This is a genomic window from Butyrivibrio sp. VCB2001, assembly GCF_000423965.1.
In the GTDB taxonomy this organism is placed as follows: Bacteria; Bacillota; Clostridia; order Lachnospirales; family Lachnospiraceae; genus Butyrivibrio.
In genome coordinates, this window is the sequence record NZ_AUIZ01000004.1 from 20,960 (window position 1) to 38,944 (window position 17,985).

The window sequence follows — 17,985 nt, forward strand, 5'->3', positions numbered from 1 at the left end:
GAGTCAGTGGGGAGTCAGTGGGGACGGTTCTCTTTGACTCGCTTTGCAAAGCAAAATGAGTCAAAGAGAACCGTCCCCACTGACTCCCCACTGACTCACCACCACACGTCTGAAAGGAGCTCATCATGAAATCACCTGCTGCTATCGCAACCACTTATGAAACTGTCGGAACCGCTAAAACCAACATGAACTTCCAAAAGACGTTCCTTTTGGGAATACTGGCGGGAGCTTTCATTGCTCTGGGAGGTCTCGGAAGCCAGATTGCATCGGTATGTGCTCCGGATCCGTCAACCGGCAGGCTTGTCAGCAGCGTGGTTTTCCCGATAGGTCTTTTCATGGTACTTGTGGGTGGCGCTGAGCTCTTTACAGGTAACTGCCTTATCATCATTCCTGTACTTAGTAAAAAAGCTAAGCTCTCGGGAATGCTGAGGAACTGGCTTATCGTTTATTTCGGAAATATGGTGGGCGGACTTCTCATTGCCCTCCTTGCAAATTTCTCACACACCTATTCCTTTGCAGACGGTGCTCTTGCCAAAGCTGTTGTCAGCACAGCTGTTGCTAAGTCCGGTATCTCTTTTGCCGACGGAGTGCTTAAGGGAATTCTCTGTAACATATTGGTCTGCATGGCTGTATGGTGCTCCTTTGCAGCGGACGAGCTGGCAGGAAAAGTTCTTGCACTCTGGCTCCCTGTTATGCTATTCATTATCGGAGGCTTTGAGCACTGCGTTGCAAATATGTATTTCATTCCCGCAGGTATGATCGCAACATCCGTTTACGGGATTGCAGCAGATGGTCTAACGCTCTTTGGCTACTTTGTCACCAACTTGATTCCCGTTACACTTGGGAATATAATAGGTGGCGCTCTCTGCGTGGGAGCAATGTATTATTTGATTTATTTAAAGGATTGATTGTTTAGAAATGTGGAATTATATAAAAGGACTTATCAGGAACGGAAGCCTCTTAACGAAATTTCTTTTTGGCTCATTTGTCTTTGTTGCAGTCATGACTCTTTTAGCTATCTTTGGCACTGCCGGGAAGGACTCTCTGCCATTTTTGGCAATAGGCGGCTTTTCATTTTTTAAGAAGTACAAAAATCGTGTAGCAAATTACTTTAAAAATATCGAGACCGTTCCCTACTGGGGCAACAAATTCGGCCTCGATCTTTGTATCAGACTCCTGTCAGAGGACAAGTTTAAGCCTTATGTAAATAAAAAAGGCAGGAAAGTTCGCGGATTAGAGGTAAGCGAAAGCGGCAGATGGTTTTGCATAAAGGGCCAGTATTACCCCACTTACCTGGTTTATGACTACAACGGAGCAACCGGCGATATTACCATGATTGACGGAACGCAGGTCAGAGCCGGCGACTGGAGGTTCGACTCCATACTCATCGGTGGTCTCATGGAATACCTGAATGCTGATAGGACACTTCGCCTGGATAACGCACACCACACAATGATCTCCACCGGTGACTGTGCACGTGCTTTTAAAAGAATCTATCAGGGAAATTACCAGAACCTCGCAACAGCTGACTGGGATGAGTTCAGATACAGATGGGAAAAAGAGCTCTCGGAAATTGAAGTAAGAAACATGAATGCACAAAATTCAAAGGACCACGCCAAAGCATTGCGCAACAAGCGTATTGCGGATGAAGCTCTCCACAGCAGAGTTCTGATGGACGAGGAGATACATGAGATTGCTTATGCGATCAATCAGAATATGATAAAAGACTTCTCGGAATGGTTCAGGATGGAAGCTTTCAAAGATGATATGTGCATCTGCAACGGTGTTAAGCTCCTTAAAAATCTCGGATACCCGGCAAACAAAGTGGGAGCACAGTTCCTCTTTGACTGCCTGAAAGATATCCAAAAGCCTTACTTTGAAGAAGCAGTTGCGGTCCTTGAAAAATACCCTCATGATGAACTCGTTGCAAGAATAGAGAGCAGCGTAGAAACAGCCCACGCCACAGGAGATGTCCTCTGGGGCGCAGGCCTTATATATCTGTCAAAAAGAATCGGTTATGAAATTTCTCTGGCAAAAGAAGAGGCTGAAGCTGAACCTATGGTGATGAGCCAGGGTAAGTTCTGAATAAGAAGGGAGTCAGTGGGGACGGTTCTCTTTGACTCATTTTGCTTCGCAAAACGAGTCAAAGAGAACCGTCCCCACTGACTCCCTTCTTATTCTTTACTCAATCGTAAAGCTATAGTCTGAGAAATCTGCCTTAAGGCTGGCCTTATTTTCACCGTTTGTCCAGGTGAAGGTCATAACGCTTCCGTCAGTCTTTATATCCAGCTTAGCATCAAATCCAAATGCAGGATTTGTGTTTCTGAATCTGAGCAGTTCAAGCTGCTTCTTAACAACATCCTTGCTCATGGCATCAGATATCTGATCCATAGTAAGGTTTGTTCTGTTGATCTCTTTATGTCCACCTGCTCCAGCTCTCTTAACTGCCTCGTGGTCATTCTTACCTGCAAAGAGGTCGAGGTACCAAATCTGAGGTTTACCTGGCATGAACATCTGGATTGCTCTTGCAAAGAGCATCTTCTTGTCATCATCTCCAAGAGCACTGTAATATGTAGCATTTACCTGATAGTACATGTTCTTGGCACCGTGAAGGTCTTTTACAAAGCCTCCTCTGCCGACGATTGTGTCTATCATCTTCTGAATATCTTCCTCTGCAAGGATTCCCTTAAGGTCAAGAAGCGGAATACCGTCGTGGCAGCCAAGCATGTTGACTACGCGGATTTTCTTTTCCTGGATCTCGTTTGCCCACTTTTCAAGGACAGAACCGTCCCTGTTCTCAATTGCATAGATGAGAAGTCCGGGAAGGAAGAAGTCGTAGGTCATGTAGCCCTTGTTTGCAACAGTCTCATAAATCTTCTCGCTGTAGCTTGCATGGATCTCGGGTAGGAGAGAAACTCCAAACTCGTCAGCAAGCTCTTTTACCCTCTCAAGAACATCCCAGGTATCAGGCTCGTTTAAGAAATTCTTCTTGCCGGGCTCCTTGGGTGCATAGGCGAAGGCATCAAGTCTTACAATCCTTGCGCCGTAGCCTGAAAGGCTCTTTAATGTATTTCTGTAGTGCTCCCAAACAAGGTCTGATTTGATGTTGAGATCCATCTGACCAAGATAACGTCTTCCGGACTCAAGGAGTTCTACTACTGCATCCTTATATTTCTCATAGCCTGTAAAATCAATCTCTGAAGGCTTCTTGCCTTCATCAAGGCCGGAGCAGATTCTCTTTGAGAGTCTGTCTGCTGCCAGGTACTGAATATCCATCTTCTCCATGAGGTCCTGAGCATCAGGGCGCTTATACTGAACTTCCTGATAGAAGGTGTTCCAGTAAGGAACGTCTTTTCCATCGGGCATTCTCACCATAAGGATCGGAAGTCCGGGCTTTCTGAAGAACATATCCTTGATATATTTCTCTTCAGGCTGGATGTAACCCTCAGGAGTCATCTCTCCGTAGCCTTCCCAGAACTTATTCCAGTTGATGAAGAAGTCCTTGTACTTAGAATTCTCACCATTCTTTAAAAGATCCTGGAACTGAGGAGAAAGAACTGAAGCATGATTTAAGATAAAATCCAGCTTAAGGTCAATTCCGAGCTCGCCGAGCTTATCAATATCAGAAGCACTTGCCATCTCTTCATTGATGCTGTAATCAATTACAGAAAATCCTCTGTCCAGATCTGTGTTAAAAATACTTGGGAGAATGTAAAAAGACTGAAATACATCTTTAAACTCTTCTTTTGAAAGGACAGAAACGATATCTGCCATTGTTCCACCCATACTATCGGGGTAAGCATTTAGCATCGGACCATTGTCTACGAAATTTTTTTTCATAATTATTCACTCCATTATTTAAAAGAGGTTGTTGATATGTGTGATTTTACCCATTACCAAACCTGTCAAAATGTTATTTCATAAGTTCCTGGAACTGATCAAAACTGATTATATCTCCGGCTTTTGAAATGATGATCTTTGCCTTGTGAGCCTGCTTAACAAGTTTGGCCTGTTCAAGCTCGAGAACCAGCATTGTGAATGGGCTGTCCAGCTTACCGTCGCGGTTTCTTGATCTTCTGTGCTCCAAAGTCTCAGCAGGAGTGCTGTTTAAAAGAATCGGAATATCAACTTGACTCATGTAGTCACTATTGCCGTGAGTCCACTCTACTATTAAAACCTGCTTCTCTGACATATCCACTTCGTCGTACCAGAGGGATGCTTCATCACGTCCCATTCTCTTAAGCCAGAGTTTGTCTGCTCCGTCCTTAAATGCCTTCATTATCTGGTCTACTTCTGCAAAGTCTGTTTCATTGGGTGTACCGAGGTATTCATCAAGTCCCTTAGAACCAGCCTCGAGATAGCTCTTGAACCATGTGTCAGTCTCTAAATGTGCCTTGTTTGCGTCATCATCAGCTGCCTGCCACTCTCTGATCTTAGCTACTGTATCAGGATTCATGACACCTGCGTCAACCATTCCTCTGATGCCTTCTTTTCTAAATGTATGAAGCCTTTCAGCATCGTTGTACATTGGAATTCTGTGTGGATAGTTATCACCGGACATTGTGTAGCTTCCTATTCCTGCGCTTTCAAGCAAATATGACAGAAGTGATGCAATTTCGGATTTTCCGACTCCGGATCCTCCGCATACAGCAACAACAGCTCTTTTATAAGGATTAGTTGCCATCTTCTCCGAAAGCTCTTTTACCAATAAAGGAAAGATTGTTCTGGCCTTGGCAATGTGACTCTCTCCGATCTCGATCTTATCACCGGGCATATCACCGTGGGGAATGTCATCGGGAATACTTATATTAGAAACAGTTGTTGCAGCTTTTGAAAGCTTTTCATCAGTGTCTTTAAAAACAGTCACTTTGTTATATTTAGTGTTCATGTTTTTCGATTTCTCCTCTTTGAAATTTAGTTTTTGACAACTTGTATTATTGCATGTTATGTTGAAAAAAAAGACGGGGTGAAAAATTTCTCCTCGTGTTGAAGACAAAATACACTAACTTTTTTTGTTTGTAAAGAGCCAATTGAAAAAATGATCACGATCAAAGAAATCGCCAAACAACTAAATATGAGCACTACGACGGTCTCAAATGTTATTCACGGAAAAGCCGGAGAAGTCTCTGACGATACCAAAAGAAAGGTCGAGGAATTTTTAAAAAAAGTCGACTACGTTCCAAACATAAATGCCAGGAACCTTGCACAGAATGAGTCTAAGATCATCGGACTGGCCCTCAAGGCCCGTGCTGATAAATACGAGAACCTGATCATGGATCCCTTCGTCTCGGTACTTATCGGAGGTGTTGAGGAGACCATCAGAAACGCCGGTTACTTCATGATGCTCTATATCTCAAGTGATACAGATGAGATTATGAGACATGTGTCCACCTGGAACGTGGACGGACTGATCCTCTTTGGTATGCTCAACGATGACGGTATAAGAGTCAGCGAGAAATACAAAAAGCCCATCGTCTGCATAGACACCTACTCGCTTGAAGGTCTTAAGCATTTCACAAATGTCGGCCTTGACGATGAACAGGGCACCTACGACATGATCAAGTATCTTATATCCCAGGGGCACAAAAAGATCGCATTCCTCTCCGATAACCAGAGCGGCGTCGATCTGGCAAGACTTAACGGTTACAAGAAAGCCCTTAAGGATGCAGGTATCAAGTACAAGAGTTCAAACTTTTTACAGATCCATCCAAAGAGTGATGAGATTGACGAATCCCTCGCGGAGATCTGTGACAGATCAAAAGAGTTTACCGCAATCTTCTGCGTATCAGACCTTTATGCAGTAACTCTTATAAGCGCGCTGACAGACAGAGGCGTTAATGTTCCCGAAGAAATATCCATTGTTGGATTTGATGACAACATGCTGGGCCAGCTCCACAGGCCGGCGCTCACCACAGTCCATCAGGATGTAAAAGTAAAAGGTATTACTGCTGCAGACACTCTTCTTAAACAGCTCGCAGGACAAAAGACACCAAACCAGATAAAGCTTCCGACTCACCTGGTTATTCGTGATACTGTCAGAAAGATTAACTAAAAGATTCATAACCCATTGTTAAACTTGACCAACTTAAGCTTAAACGCATAAGCTGGTCTTTTTTATGTTTTTTCATAAATTTTATAAACGTTTTATTATTTTTTTAGTTTTTGACGTAATCGTTTAAGCCCGCTAGGCACGCCAACTTTTGCGCATAAGTATGCAAAGAGCTGAGACTTTTTAGATCAGTTCTATTGAATTTTGTGCAGAAGTGTGATATTTTGAATTTAGCGTACAACTTATGCGCAAAAGTAACCGCCAAAACTTTTGCATGTTATGGCAGAATGCACAAAAGGAGGAAACAAAATGAAAAAGAAACTCATCTCAGCAGTTCTTGCAAGCGCAATGGTTCTTTCACTTGCAGCTTGTGGAACTACAGGTACTACCGGTACCGACACAACAGCTGCCCCTGCTGACAACGCAGAGGCTACAACACAGGAAGCAGCTCCTGCAGATACAGCAGCTACTGAGGCTCCCGCTGCCACAGAAGCTACAGGTGATCTCGGAGAGGTTCGTCTTCTTAACGGTAAGCCTGAGATCAACGATCAGATGCAGGCTCTTGCAGCTAAGTACAACGAGGAGACAGGTAACACTCTTATCGTTGAGACAATCGGTGGCGACACAAACGCATCTGACGAGCTCAAGAAAATGTATCAGGCTGACAACATGCCTGACATCTTCGTAATCGAAGCTAACCAGGCAGCTAACTGGGACGGCATGCTTGCTGATCTCGCTGGTGAAGACTGGACAAACAAGACAGGTTTTGAACTTACAAACGACACAATGGGAACAATCGGATTCCCTTACACAGTTGAGGCAACAGCTCTTGGTTACAACGCTGATGTTCTTAAGGCTGCTGGTGTTGATCCTGCTTCTCTTACAAGCCCTGATGCTTGGAAGACAGCTTGCGAGACACTTGATGCCAAGAAGGACGAGCTTGGTCTCACAGCTGTATTCGGATGGTGTGCAGAGCCTACAAACCTTGGATGGTCTTCAGGTACACACGTATTTGGTCAGTATCTTGATGCAGGTCTTAAGGCCGACGACACAACATACATCGATCTTCTTAACGACGGTGGAAAGATTGACGAAGCAAGAATGAAGGACTTCGCAGAGTTCATCGGAATGATGAACCAGTACTCAGATCCTGCTCTTCTTATCGACGGAACATATGACACACAGGTTGCAGGATTTAAGGAAGGCAAGTATGCATTCATTACACAGGGTAACTGGTGTGTAACATCTCCTGACGATGTAAGCTTCGAGTGTGGATTTGCTCCTTATGCATTTGAGGATGGAATCAACACAATCATCGCAGGACCACCTTCATACTGGGTAGCATATTCAAACGGTAACGTAGACGGTGCTAAGGCATTCTTCAACTGGTGCGCAGGCGATTCAGCTCAGAACATCCTTGTAAACGATGCTGGTCTTGTATCTCCTTTCGATGATTGCCAGTATGAGGCAGTTAACCCATTCTACAAGAGCATGAACAGCTACATCACAGCTGGTAACTACTCAGGATGGCACACAATGCTCAAGAAGGACGGTCTTCAGAACCAGACATGTAACGTATTTGCAGATTATGCAAAGGGCAAGCTTGATGCTGACGGATTTGTTTCAACAATGGCTCAGGTAATCTCAAGCTACTACGCTCAGTAATTAGGGGAAGCTAAAAGGTATTTCTAATTAAGGTTTTATTTACGGGCAGGGATCATTTCTACCCTGCCCGTTTTTAAAATAAACATCACAATATTTTTTTCTTCTATTAAAGAAAGGGGGATTTTCTAATGGGTACATTTTCTACCGGCAGAAAGGTTGCTTCTTTTGGTAGCCTTATCCTGGGACTTGTGCTTACGATTGCCGGACTTGGACTTTCCATGACCGGAGCAGGCGACCTTATCTTAGGTACGTTGCCCATTAACGGAACACCAACACCTATTATATTCGGAAGAGGTGCTATGTTCGTAATTGGTATAGTCCTGTTCTTCGTAGGCCTATATCTGTTCCCTACATTCAAACATCATCGCGCAATCGTAAACATCATTTTCCTGTTCCCACTGCTCTTCGCCTTTGGCGTAACAGTAATCATTCCACTCTTCCTCGGTATCGGATATTCCTTCACCGACTGGAACGGAATCCTGATGCACCAGTTCGTAGGTTTTGGCAACTATGCAAGAATGTTCAAACAGACCGCTTTCCTTTGGTCAATACTTCTTACATTCCTGTTCGTTGTATTCAACATGATCCTGGTTAACCTGGTTGCATTTTTACTTGCTCTTCTTTGCACATCAAGGATCAAAGGCCTTGGGTTCTTCAGAGCAGCTTACTTCCTCCCCAACCTTATCGGAGGAATCGTACTTGGTTACATTTGGCAGTTCATTTTCAGTAACGTTGTCACTAAGTTTACCGGTACTTACTCAATGCTTTCGGACACAAAGACAGCTTTCATCGCTATCATCATCGTATACATATGGCAGTATGCAGGTTACATCATGCTCATCTACATCACAGGACTTAACACAATCCCCGGAGATGTACTTGAGGCATCAGCCATCGACGGAGCAAGTCCTCTGCAGACTCTTTTCAATATAAAGATTCCTATGATTGCTCCTACTATTACAATATGTACATTCCTTACTCTTACATCAGCCTTCAAACAGTTCGATGTAAACCTTGCTCTCACAAACGGTAAAGGATCAGTTCAGTTCCTTGGAGAGTATATCGCAAACGGTACAGAGATGCTTGCACTGAACATCTACTCCACTGCAGTAATCAATAACGACTATGCTCTGGGCCAGGCCAAAGCGGTTCTTTTCTTCATCATCCTGGCAGCTGTATCTATCATGCAGGTACGTATATCTAATAAGAAGGAGGTGGAATTATAATGCATACAAAAGAAAAGCCCGTTACCGTAGCTATAAGATTAGTAATTGCTATAATTATCGCAGCTTATGTATTGTTCCCATTCCTCCTGCTTGTTATTAACTCAGGAAAAGAGACTTCCGATATCACTGCTAATCCTGTCAGCCTTGCAGGATCAAGCCTTGGACAGTTCAGATTCAACATTCACGAAGTTATCAATGACCCTAACTTCCTGTTCTGGAAATCCTTTGGATATTCAGCACTGATCACGGTTGTATCCCTGGTTCTGCTCTCATTATTCGGAGCAATGGCAGCCTGGGTTATCTGCAGAAACAAGACAGTTTGGTCAACAATCATTTACTTTACCTTCATCGCATCAATGATCATTCCTTTCCAGGTAGTAATGCTTCCTCTTATTTCTACCTTCCGTGATGTAGGAAAGTTTATCGGAATTCCAATGCTTCAGTCAGTTCCCGGTATTGTATTTGCTTATCTGGGATTCGGCGGAGCGATGACAGTGTTTATCTTAAACGGCTTTATCAAGGGCGTTCCCTTCGACCTTGAGGAAGCAGCTTCCATCGACGGATGTACACCTGAGCAGACATTCTTCCAGATCATCTTCCCTCTGCTCACACCTGTTATCACAACAGTTACAATCCTTAATGGTATGTGGATCTGGAACGACTACCTTCTTCCTTCAATGATGCTTGGACAGAACGGTAAGGTAATGACAATCCCGATCGCCATCCAGAAGTTCGTTGGATCTTATGTAAAGCGTTGGGATAGAATTCTTCCCGCTGCACTGCTTGCTATCATTCCTATGATCATCATCTTCCTTATCGCACAGAAACAGATCATGGAAGGTATGATAGAGGGTGCTGTAAAGGGCTAACTTCCTTATTACCAATAACTTCATATATACATAAAGAAAATCCCGACATTCAGATGAATGTCGGGATTTTTGATGTCGGGCCAAAAGTCTCTGCCAGGCTCAGGGGCCGTACATGTTGTACAGTCGATTCGGGTACGCTCTCGCTCGAGTGTGCTTCGTAGCGGTACTAATGCCCTAAAGGACAGGGCATTAGTGCCGACGAGCACTCACGCCCACTCATCGGCTTGTACAACATGTACGGCCCCTGAGCCTGACAGAGACTTTTGGCCCTGGCATCATTAAATGCACATGTCTCTTATATGTTTTGTTTTATCATGTGTTCTTTCAAATACAGAGACACTTATGTCTCCAATTGATAATCTTCTTATATATAGTACAAGTTTTCCCTCAAATGTTTCCCTGTAATCTGAAGTATAAGGAGTAAGATCAGATAGATTGCCGTTGTCAATTCCTGCAAGTTCTCCTGCTCCGGTGACCTCTGCCATAATATCTTTTTCCAAAAGACCCTTTGGAAGCTTCACAAGAATCTGATATAAATAGCCGGTTTCATTCTGATCTTCTACAAACTCTGTTCCTACATCGGCGCAATGCATCAGTTCAGGCTTCCAAAGTTCTACAGTTACTTCATCAGTTTCTTTTTCGAAAAGCCCTTCGCCTCCCCAGAGCTTGCTTCTTACATTAAACTCTTCCTTGGCAAAGCCTGCTGTGGTAATAAACCCTGCTGACGAACCTCTGATGGGCCATCCGTGTGCTTCTCCCAGATAATCGATTCCGGTCCAGATAAACTGTCCGCACACGAAGCTGTTATCTTCTACAATCTTCCAGGCTTCAGTGCTGTGGCCATTTTCACTTCCAAGAAATGTCTTATTGGGGAAGCGCTTGTGATCCTCGGCATATAGATGTTCCTTGTAGTTATAACCCACTACATCCATTTCATCTATAAAGCCGATCCTGGTTGACAGCTCGGGAAATGCTGCTGCCACAGTCACAGGCCTTGAATCATCCTCATCCCTGACTATAGCCACAAGCTCTTTTGCCAAAACAGCAAGTCTCTCCATGTTTGGCTTGTTAGCATCGTACTGCCTCTCAGCTGCAGGTTTGTTCTTGTCATTGTTGCCTGTCATCTCAGAAAACATGGGATGACAATAAGGATCATTGGGATAATCTATCTCATTGCCTATGCTGTAAAGAATAACTGATGGATGGTTTCTGTCTCTCCTGACCATCGTCCGAAGGTCAGTCTCATGCCACGCAGGAAAGTCCTCGTAATATCCCTGGTGCTTTGGAGGATAAACGTTGTGACCTGTTGACCACTTGTTCTTCGGATTCTCCCATTCGTCAAAGGCCTCATCCATCATCATAAAGCCAAGTTCATCACACAGGTCATAGAGCTCTGGCATGTGAGGATTGTGGCTGCACCTTATTGCGTTGCAACCGGATTTCTTTAGAAGCTCAAGACGTCTTCTCCACACTTCCTTTTTCATGGCTGCACCAAGGCATCCGCCGTCGTGATGAACGCACACACCTTTGAACTTCATGCTCTCTCCGTTTAAGAAAAAGCCTTCATCCGGGTCAAAAGAAAATGTCCTTATGCCAACCTTTTTCCTGTCCGCCACATAGCTCGTATCTCCTGCAGTTATCCTGGTTTCCAGGGTGTACAGATATGGAGAATCCGGGCTCCATAGCTTGGGAGCTTTTATGTTTCCCGAAAGGTCTATTACTAACGTATCACCTTCCGGCACTACAGGCTCACTTTCCATAGTAAGAACAGTCATCCCGTCTTCATCAAGCAGCGCATTGGATATTACTATGCTATCCGCCCCGGCAGTCAGAAGCTCGTTTCTGACAGACACTTTGGCCAGTGTCCCATCTCCATCAGTTTCAACGCTATCGCACTTAAAGAATATTCCATCCACAGCGGGAGCTGTTTTCTCGGAAACCAAAATGCTGACTTTACGTGTTATTCCACTGCCTGTAAACCACCTGGAATCTGCTATATCGGTGTGAACCACCTTAACGCTGATCTGAAGCTTTTCATCTCCAAAGCTCGCCTGATCAGAGATGTCATAACTGATCTGGGCATAGCCACTGGGTCTTTTACCAAGGAAATAGCTGTTAACCCATACATAGCTGTTCTTGTAGATTCCATCAAAGATCAGGGTGATCCTCTTGCCACGGTATTCTTCCGGAATACTTATGTCGGTCCTATACCATGCGATTCCGCCGCGAAGATACCCTGTTCCGCTGGAAAGCTCTTTTGAAAAAGGAGCTTCCACAGAAAAATCATGAGGAATTGTAACTTCTTCCCAGGCGCTGTCATCATAGCCCTTGTACCAGGCCTCTTCGCATTCACCATAATGAAATTTCCAATTATCCGTAAGAATTATTCTCTCAGTATCCATAGTTTCAGCCTAAGTCTGGCTCGTCCTTCAGCTCTATGCTGTCCGTGTGTTTACCGTCTGTTTCAAAGACAATGATCTCGTTTTCTCCATCTTTAAGAAGTGGTGCGGGAAGATACAGTCTCTTTTGCGGTCCGATTTCCCAGAACCTTCCGAGGTTAAATCCATTTATGAAAATGACGCCCTTTCCCCATCCATCAAAGTCAATGAATGTGTCGCCCTTTTCATCCACATCAAATGTAAAGCGGTAGAACGCAGGAGTTCCCTCTTTGTATTCCTTACTAAAGTCGATCTTATCTACATTATCAAGGGGCAGTGTGTGAATGTCCCAGCCACTGTGAATATGGCCGTTGATCTGAACACATCTTCCAATACCTTTTCTCTGAAGTTCCATGCGAGGTCCGAAATTGACTCTGCCCATGTTTTCAACGAGCACATCAAATTTCTCGTTAAGACCCGCAAGAGATCCTGTGGAAAGTCCGGCCTCGCCAATTGCAGCAGGAGCCTGTTCGGGAGTCAGTCCTCTCTCCATCATAAACTTGCCGGCAAGGAACTGAGCAGGTCTGCTGCAAGCAAGATATTTCTCAAGAGGGATGTCATGCTCGACATCAAGTTCATGGTCGTAAAGAGTAATGAGAGGATTTTCCTCAACAAATACATTTGCTCTGTCAGCTGTCTCCCAGAGCCTTAGCTTGGCAATTCCCGCCTCGGAATGGAGAGTCGTCCTGTACAGGATATATCCGTAGTTCTGATCAAGCTCCTCCATATTTACCGTATATGGGAGGTGCACTGCTTTGCTGATATCATCCACTACGCTAAACAGACTTACCTTTTCCTTGCATGTCAGCTTGCCGTAGTTCTTTCTCTTTACCTCTGCAGGAAGCTGAACCTGCGGAATCTCTGCATATTTTGAAATGATCTCTTTGTACTTTGTATATTTCTCGGTAATCCTGCCATCCTCTGTAAGGATTCCGTCATAGTCATAGCTCGTAACATCCGGGGTAAGCTCGTCGTAATAATTCGATCCGTTTGTGAATCCGAAATTGGTGCCACCCTGGAACATATAGATGCTAACATTCCCAAGCTCAAGCATCTTCTCAAGGTCCTCGCAGCTCTGAACGAGGTTACCTTTCATATGTCCGCCGTTGCCCCAGTGGTCAAACCAGCCAACCCAGAATTCTGCGCACATCAAAGGACCATCAGCTGTGTATTCCTTCAATACGTCAAATCTCTCTTTTGTTCTTGATCCAAAATTGCCGGTAGGATGTGCACCCTCAGCATAGCCGCCGCGATAGCTCTCATGGTATGGTCCGTCGGAGGTGATAAGCGGTACAGTAACGCCAAGCTTTCTCATAAGGTCCACCATGAATTTCATGTACTCATGGTCGTTGGCATAGTACCCATACTCATTCTCAACCTGCATGAGTATAACATTGCCGCCATTATCAATCTGGTACTTGGTTATCCTGGGCATCAGAACTTTGTAGTAGTCTTCCACTGCATCCATAAAGGGTTTATAGCTGACTCTAAGGCGCATGTTTCTGTCCTTTAAAAGCCATGCCGGTAGTCCGCCAAATTCCCACTCTGCGCAGATGTATGGTGATGGCCTGAGTATAATGTAAAGTCCCAATTCAGTTGCCAGCTTGATAAAGCTTTCAACGTCACAGAGTCCTTCAAAATTAAACTCGCCCTTCTTTGGCTCTGTCAGGTTCCATGGAATGTAGGTTTCAACTGTGTTGCAGCCAAGAGCCTTAAGTTTCAATAATCTGTCTTCCCAGTATTCAGGCACAGTTCTGAAATAGTGAAAAGAGCCTGCTATTACTTTAAAAGGTTTATCATTAAGATAGAAAGTATCCCTGATTTCAAATTTTCCCATAATTTCTCTACTCTAATCAAAAGGAATACTGCTCCAATAATGAAACAGTATTCCTTTTTTATTTTTGCTATAGTTTTTTTCGGCAGTTAATTACTTGTAAAGAGCATCAAACTGAGTCTGAAGTTCTGCTGTTACATCCTCAATACCTGCAGTCTTAAGTGCTGCCTGCATCTCAGCTACGATATCCTCAGCGCTTCCGTTGTAAAGACCATAAGAAATCTGCTTCATGTAGTTTGTATACTGCTCGTTGCAGTTGTCGATCTTGCCCTGAATACTGTCTACATCAGGAACGAACTGTCCATAAGGATAGTCAATCTTGATCTTGTCATATTCAGCATAGAGCTTGTCGATTGCATCCCAGTTTCTGGTAGCATCTTTGATCTCGATATCATCGTTTCTGCCCCACCAGTAGTTGGTCATACCGTTGATATTCTGAGTCTCTGAATTGTATCCTTCAGGTGTAATACGAAGTCCGTTGGCATCAAGATCCCATGAAACTCCCTGGATACCATAGTTAAAGAGCTTGTAGCACTCAGGATCGTTTCTGATAAGGTCATAAACCATAAGTGCGCGCTCAGGGTTATCACTTCCTGCAGAAACAGCCATTGCACCGTGTGTGATTGAAAGTGCAATTACGTTTCCTGTCTCTTCGCCAAAGTAGAACATTCCAACTTCTGCATCAGGATCATCCTGGAAAATTGTGTTTGCAGGTGTTGCTGAGCAAAGATCTGTCCATGTCTGTGTGTGGTGCTGCTCAACAGCAACATCGCCTACACGGAACTCATCACGGTTACTTCCTGATGTGTTGTTAAGTACGTCTGTAGGCCATACACCTGCCTCAGCCCATTCCTTCATGAGCTTAGCATACTCAACAAGTGACTCTGTCTCTGTAAGAGCAGGAGTTGTGATTGTGTAAAGGTCGTCCTTGGAACCGCCCCAAAGAGCACCTGAGCAGATACCATCGATAGGCACGAAGTCTGTATGTGAAGCGATCCAACCGTTAGCCATCTGTGCGTACTGTGTTCCGTCTGAATCCCATACATATTTAAGATCTGTCTTGTTCTCTTTGCACCACTTTACATATGTTGTCATATCTTCCCAGCTATGAACACCATTTGCAAGTCCTGCCTCTTTAGCCCAGTCAAGACGATAGATCCAGCCGTGGTTAGTCCACTGTGCATAGTTGTCCTCAGGCATCAGATAAATATCACCGTCATATTTGCAAAGTTCCCAGTGATCTGCAGGAACGCTTGCCCATGTCTGAGGTGCATAGGTCTGAAGCATCTCCTCTGAAAGCTCAAGGAAAGCACCATTCTTAGCATTTGGCCATGCATCAAGCCAGTCAGAAGCTGTTCCGACAAGGTCTACACTGCCGTCCATACGAGCAAGTGTAAGGTTGTAGTTTGAAAGATAATCTGTCCAAGGAATATAGTAGATCTCAAGCTCTGCATTAACTTTCTCAGTAAGGATAGCATTGAGCTCATCAAGCATAGCGTTAAGGTTAGCTTCCTTCTCGCTTCCTGACTCCGGCGGATCTCCTGTGGTCATATAAGAGATAACCACATGCTCTGATGTATCGATTGCAGCTGCATCTGCCCCTGCAGATGTATCTGTCTTTGCTGTGTCTGCTGACTGAGTTTGAGCTCCTGTTGTGTCAGCACCTGTTGTTGTGTTGTCAGCCGTTGATGAACCGCAGGCAGCGATTCCCATTACCATGCTTACGCTAAGTAATGTTGCCAATAACTTCTTCTTCATTTCTTTCCTCCTTTAAAACTTTTCTTTTATTTATCAACCTTGGCCGAACAAGGAAGTGTTCTCAGCCAAGGAAGTGCTCTTAACCTTTAACCGCTCCAACAGTAATACCACCGATGAAGTACTTCTGAACGAAAGGATAAAGAAGTACGATCGGGCCGGTTGCAAGAACCGCGTTAGCCATCTTAACACTCTGCTCAGGAATATCCGTAAGAGTTACGTACTGTCCGGCAACTGAGTTACGCAGAGCATCAAGCTTATTTACAATTTCATAAAGAGTGTACTGAAGAGGCTTAACCGTAACCTTGGCTGTAAGGAACAGTGAAGACTGATACCACTCATTCCAATAACCAAGAGCCAGGAAAAGACCTATTGTTGCAAGCGCGGGTTTGATCATAGGGAGGATCAGATAGACAAAGATTGTCATATCTCCCGCGCCGTCAATCTTGCCGGACTCGGTAATCTCATGAGGAATCTGCTTGATGAAATTCTTCATAAGAATTATCAGCCAGGGCGACATCATAAGCGGCAGCAAAACCGCCAGATAGCTGTCAAGAAGCTTGTAGGTCTGTGTCATGAGCAAATAGTAGGGAGCAAGTCCCGCACTAAACAGGCTCGTAAAGTAAATATAGAAAGAAATTGCATTTCTGAACGGGAAGTCTTTTCTCTGAAGCGCATAACCTGTCATGGCTATGATCAGAAGTCCGCATACAGTACCGATCAGAGTCAGTGCTATTGTAAGAAGATAGGACTTCCAGATATTTCCGCTTCCGATTACCATCTCGTAAGCCTTGAGTGTAAATTCCCTTGGAAAGAGCTGAACACCATGGGTTCTTATATACGACTCACTTGTAAATGAAGTTCCGATTATTATAAGGAAAGGAAAAACACAGGCTACGGCATAGAGTGTTACAAGAACGTATCCAATGCCTCTTACTATGTAATCCGAAGTTCCCAGTTTTATCTTGGAGTTTGAAGCCTCAAACTCAATTTCTTTATTCTTAGCCATTATTTTGATTGCTCCTTATCATCAGAATAGCGAGTAGTCAGGATCTATCTTCTTGACTGCAAAGTTAGCAAGCATTACGATTGCAAAACCAACCAGTGACTGATAGAAGCCAACTGCTGATGCGGTTGAGAAATTGAAGTCTGACATGGTAGCTCTGTAAACGAAGGTCTCAATAATATCCGTTGTCTCATAGAGAACTGAGTTGGATCCGATGATGTTCCAGAACAATCCGAAGTTACCTCTTACGATTCCGCCAAGAGCAAACAGGATAAGGATTACAATTGTAGGACGAAGCGATGGCAGAATGATGTATCTGATACGCTGAAAAGCATTGGCTCCGTCAACCTTGGCAGCTTCGATTATCTCGGCATCAATACCGCAGATAGCAGCAAAGTAAACAACTGAGTTGTAGCCGGTCTGCTGCCACAAATGGATCAGCACTATCAGCCACGGCCATACCGACGGATCTGAATACGGCTGCCATTTAGCCTTGCCCAGAGCTACAAGTATCTCATTAACAAAGCCCGTATCATAGTTCAGAAGTGAGTAAACCAAAAGGCCTACAAGAACCTGTGAAATGAAATAAGGCAGGAACATCAGTGTCTGTGACACCTTCTTGAACATCTTGGCTCTGATCTCGTTAAGCAGTATTGCTATGATAACCGCTACAAGGTTACCAAGAATGATAAACGCCAGATTATAAAGGACGGTATTTCTGGTCAGGGAAAAGAGCTTTCCCGACTCTGCCAGGAATTCGAAATTCTGAAGTCCGACGAACTTACTTCCGAATATGCCCTTGCGGTAGTTGTACTTAACAAAAGCAACCCAGATACCGGGCATTGGCATATAGCTGAACATAAAGAAAAAGACAATTGCAGGCAGACACATAAGTTCAAGGACTCTGTATCTCCAGAGTGTCTCTAAAACTCCACGCTTTTTAACTCCCGTAGAAGCCTTCTTACTCTTGTTACTCATATCTTCCTCCCACTGCCATGTTTCCGGCCGCCGGCACAAATTGCTGTATATATTGTGCATTATTACCTTTTGCAACCGATTTCATAATTTAATTTAATCATGTTTGCACTATAAAAGTCAACAGTATTTCTGAAACCGATTGCAATTTTGGCGATATGCAACAAA

Annotated in this window: 13 protein-coding genes; 6 read left to right on the forward strand and 7 right to left on the reverse strand. The window is 44.1% G+C overall.

The window, feature by feature from the left end; genetic code table 11:
* The first annotated feature begins 125 nt into the window (after nucleotides 1-125).
* Together G589_RS0106255 and G589_RS0106260 are read left to right on the forward strand one after the other, a co-directional pair.
* The gene (locus G589_RS0106255; RefSeq protein ID WP_026521485.1) at nucleotides 126-908 is read left to right on the forward strand and encodes a formate/nitrite transporter family protein; all 783 of its coding nucleotides are present in this window, start codon (nucleotides 126-128) and stop codon (nucleotides 906-908) included.
* Nucleotides 909-918: 10 nt separating this feature from the next.
* Nucleotides 919-2,085 (forward strand): hypothetical protein, encoded by a 1,167-nt coding sequence (locus G589_RS0106260; protein ID WP_026521486.1) that lies wholly within the window; start codon nucleotides 919-921, stop codon nucleotides 2,083-2,085.
* A gap of 96 nt (nucleotides 2,086-2,181) precedes the next feature.
* Here G589_RS0106260 and G589_RS19075 read toward each other — a convergent pair whose 3' ends face one another.
* Nucleotides 2,182-3,840 (reverse strand): glycosidase, encoded by a 1,659-nt coding sequence (locus G589_RS19075; protein ID WP_035775532.1) that lies wholly within the window; start codon nucleotides 3,838-3,840, stop codon nucleotides 2,182-2,184.
* A 73-nt stretch (nucleotides 3,841-3,913) separates the two neighbouring features.
* The gene (locus tag G589_RS0106270; protein ID WP_196811850.1) at nucleotides 3,914-4,888 is read right to left on the reverse strand and encodes an adenylylsulfate kinase; all 975 of its coding nucleotides are present in this window, start codon (nucleotides 4,886-4,888) and stop codon (nucleotides 3,914-3,916) included.
* Nucleotides 4,889-5,038: 150 nt separating this feature from the next.
* Between G589_RS0106270 and G589_RS0106275 the strand changes: the two genes are divergently transcribed.
* The 4 genes from G589_RS0106275 to G589_RS0106290 all read left to right on the forward strand — a co-directional run bounded on the left by G589_RS0106275 (nucleotide 5,039) and on the right by G589_RS0106290 (nucleotide 9,809).
* The gene (locus G589_RS0106275) at nucleotides 5,039-6,052 is read left to right on the forward strand and encodes a LacI family DNA-binding transcriptional regulator (RefSeq protein WP_026521488.1); all 1,014 of its coding nucleotides are present in this window, start codon (nucleotides 5,039-5,041) and stop codon (nucleotides 6,050-6,052) included.
* 306 nt (nucleotides 6,053-6,358) lie between these two features.
* On the forward strand, nucleotides 6,359-7,714 hold the full coding sequence (locus G589_RS0106280; RefSeq protein ID WP_022768554.1) for an ABC transporter substrate-binding protein: 1,356 nt from the start codon (nucleotides 6,359-6,361) through the stop codon (nucleotides 7,712-7,714).
* 128 nt (nucleotides 7,715-7,842) lie between these two features.
* Nucleotides 7,843-8,940 carry a carbohydrate ABC transporter permease gene (locus G589_RS0106285; protein ID WP_026521489.1) on the forward strand — a complete coding sequence of 366 codons (1,098 nt, stop codon included), beginning with the start codon at nucleotides 7,843-7,845 and terminating at the stop codon, nucleotides 8,938-8,940.
* On the forward strand, nucleotides 8,940-9,809 hold the full coding sequence (locus tag G589_RS0106290; protein WP_026521490.1) for a carbohydrate ABC transporter permease: 870 nt from the start codon (nucleotides 8,940-8,942) through the stop codon (nucleotides 9,807-9,809). The genes G589_RS0106285 and G589_RS0106290 overlap by 1 nt, the downstream gene beginning before the upstream one ends.
* A gap of 278 nt (nucleotides 9,810-10,087) precedes the next feature.
* Here G589_RS0106290 and G589_RS19080 read toward each other — a convergent pair whose 3' ends face one another.
* The 5 genes from G589_RS19080 to G589_RS0106315 form a co-directional block, all read right to left on the reverse strand.
* Entirely contained in the window at nucleotides 10,088-12,211 is a 2,124-nt protein-coding gene (locus tag G589_RS19080) for a glycoside hydrolase family 2 TIM barrel-domain containing protein (RefSeq protein WP_051192218.1), read from the reverse strand.
* 4 nt (nucleotides 12,212-12,215) lie between these two features.
* A complete protein-coding gene (locus G589_RS0106300; RefSeq protein WP_026521491.1) occupies nucleotides 12,216-14,084 on the reverse strand; it encodes a glycoside hydrolase family 35 protein in 1,869 nt (622 codons plus the stop codon).
* A 90-nt stretch (nucleotides 14,085-14,174) separates the two neighbouring features.
* Complete coding sequence (locus G589_RS0106305; RefSeq protein WP_026521492.1) at nucleotides 14,175-15,839, reverse strand: ABC transporter substrate-binding protein; 1,665 nt, start codon at nucleotides 15,837-15,839, stop codon at nucleotides 14,175-14,177.
* Between the two features lie 79 nt (nucleotides 15,840-15,918).
* Entirely contained in the window at nucleotides 15,919-16,845 is a 927-nt protein-coding gene (locus G589_RS0106310; RefSeq protein WP_026520529.1) for a carbohydrate ABC transporter permease, read from the reverse strand.
* Between the two features lie 21 nt (nucleotides 16,846-16,866).
* On the reverse strand, nucleotides 16,867-17,820 hold the full coding sequence (locus tag G589_RS0106315; RefSeq protein ID WP_022768561.1) for an ABC transporter permease: 954 nt from the start codon (nucleotides 17,818-17,820) through the stop codon (nucleotides 16,867-16,869).
* Nucleotides 17,821-17,985 lie beyond the last annotated feature (165 nt).

Coding starts and splice junctions, on each gene's coding strand:
- G589_RS0106300 (WP_026521491.1), bottom strand. CDS start 14,084: ATGGGAAAATTTGAAATCAGGGATACTTTCTATCTTAATGATAAACCT.
- G589_RS0106260 (WP_026521486.1), top strand. CDS start 919: ATGTGGAATTATATAAAAGGACTTATCAGGAACGGAAGCCTCTTAACG.
- G589_RS0106275 (WP_026521488.1), top strand. CDS start 5,039: ATGATCACGATCAAAGAAATCGCCAAACAACTAAATATGAGCACTACG.
- G589_RS0106270 (WP_196811850.1), bottom strand. CDS start 4,888: ATGAACACTAAATATAACAAAGTGACTGTTTTTAAAGACACTGATGAA.
- G589_RS0106280 (WP_022768554.1), top strand. CDS start 6,359: ATGAAAAAGAAACTCATCTCAGCAGTTCTTGCAAGCGCAATGGTTCTT.
- G589_RS0106305 (WP_026521492.1), bottom strand. CDS start 15,839: ATGAAGAAGAAGTTATTGGCAACATTACTTAGCGTAAGCATGGTAATG.
- G589_RS0106310 (WP_026520529.1), bottom strand. CDS start 16,845: ATGGCTAAGAATAAAGAAATTGAGTTTGAGGCTTCAAACTCCAAGATA.
- G589_RS0106290 (WP_026521490.1), top strand. CDS start 8,940: ATGCATACAAAAGAAAAGCCCGTTACCGTAGCTATAAGATTAGTAATT.
- G589_RS0106285 (WP_026521489.1), top strand. CDS start 7,843: ATGGGTACATTTTCTACCGGCAGAAAGGTTGCTTCTTTTGGTAGCCTT.
- G589_RS19080 (WP_051192218.1), bottom strand. CDS start 12,211: ATGGATACTGAGAGAATAATTCTTACGGATAATTGGAAATTTCATTAT.
- G589_RS0106255 (WP_026521485.1), top strand. CDS start 126: ATGAAATCACCTGCTGCTATCGCAACCACTTATGAAACTGTCGGAACC.
- G589_RS19075 (WP_035775532.1), bottom strand. CDS start 3,840: ATGAAAAAAAATTTCGTAGACAATGGTCCGATGCTAAATGCTTACCCC.
- G589_RS0106315 (WP_022768561.1), bottom strand. CDS start 17,820: ATGAGTAACAAGAGTAAGAAGGCTTCTACGGGAGTTAAAAAGCGTGGA.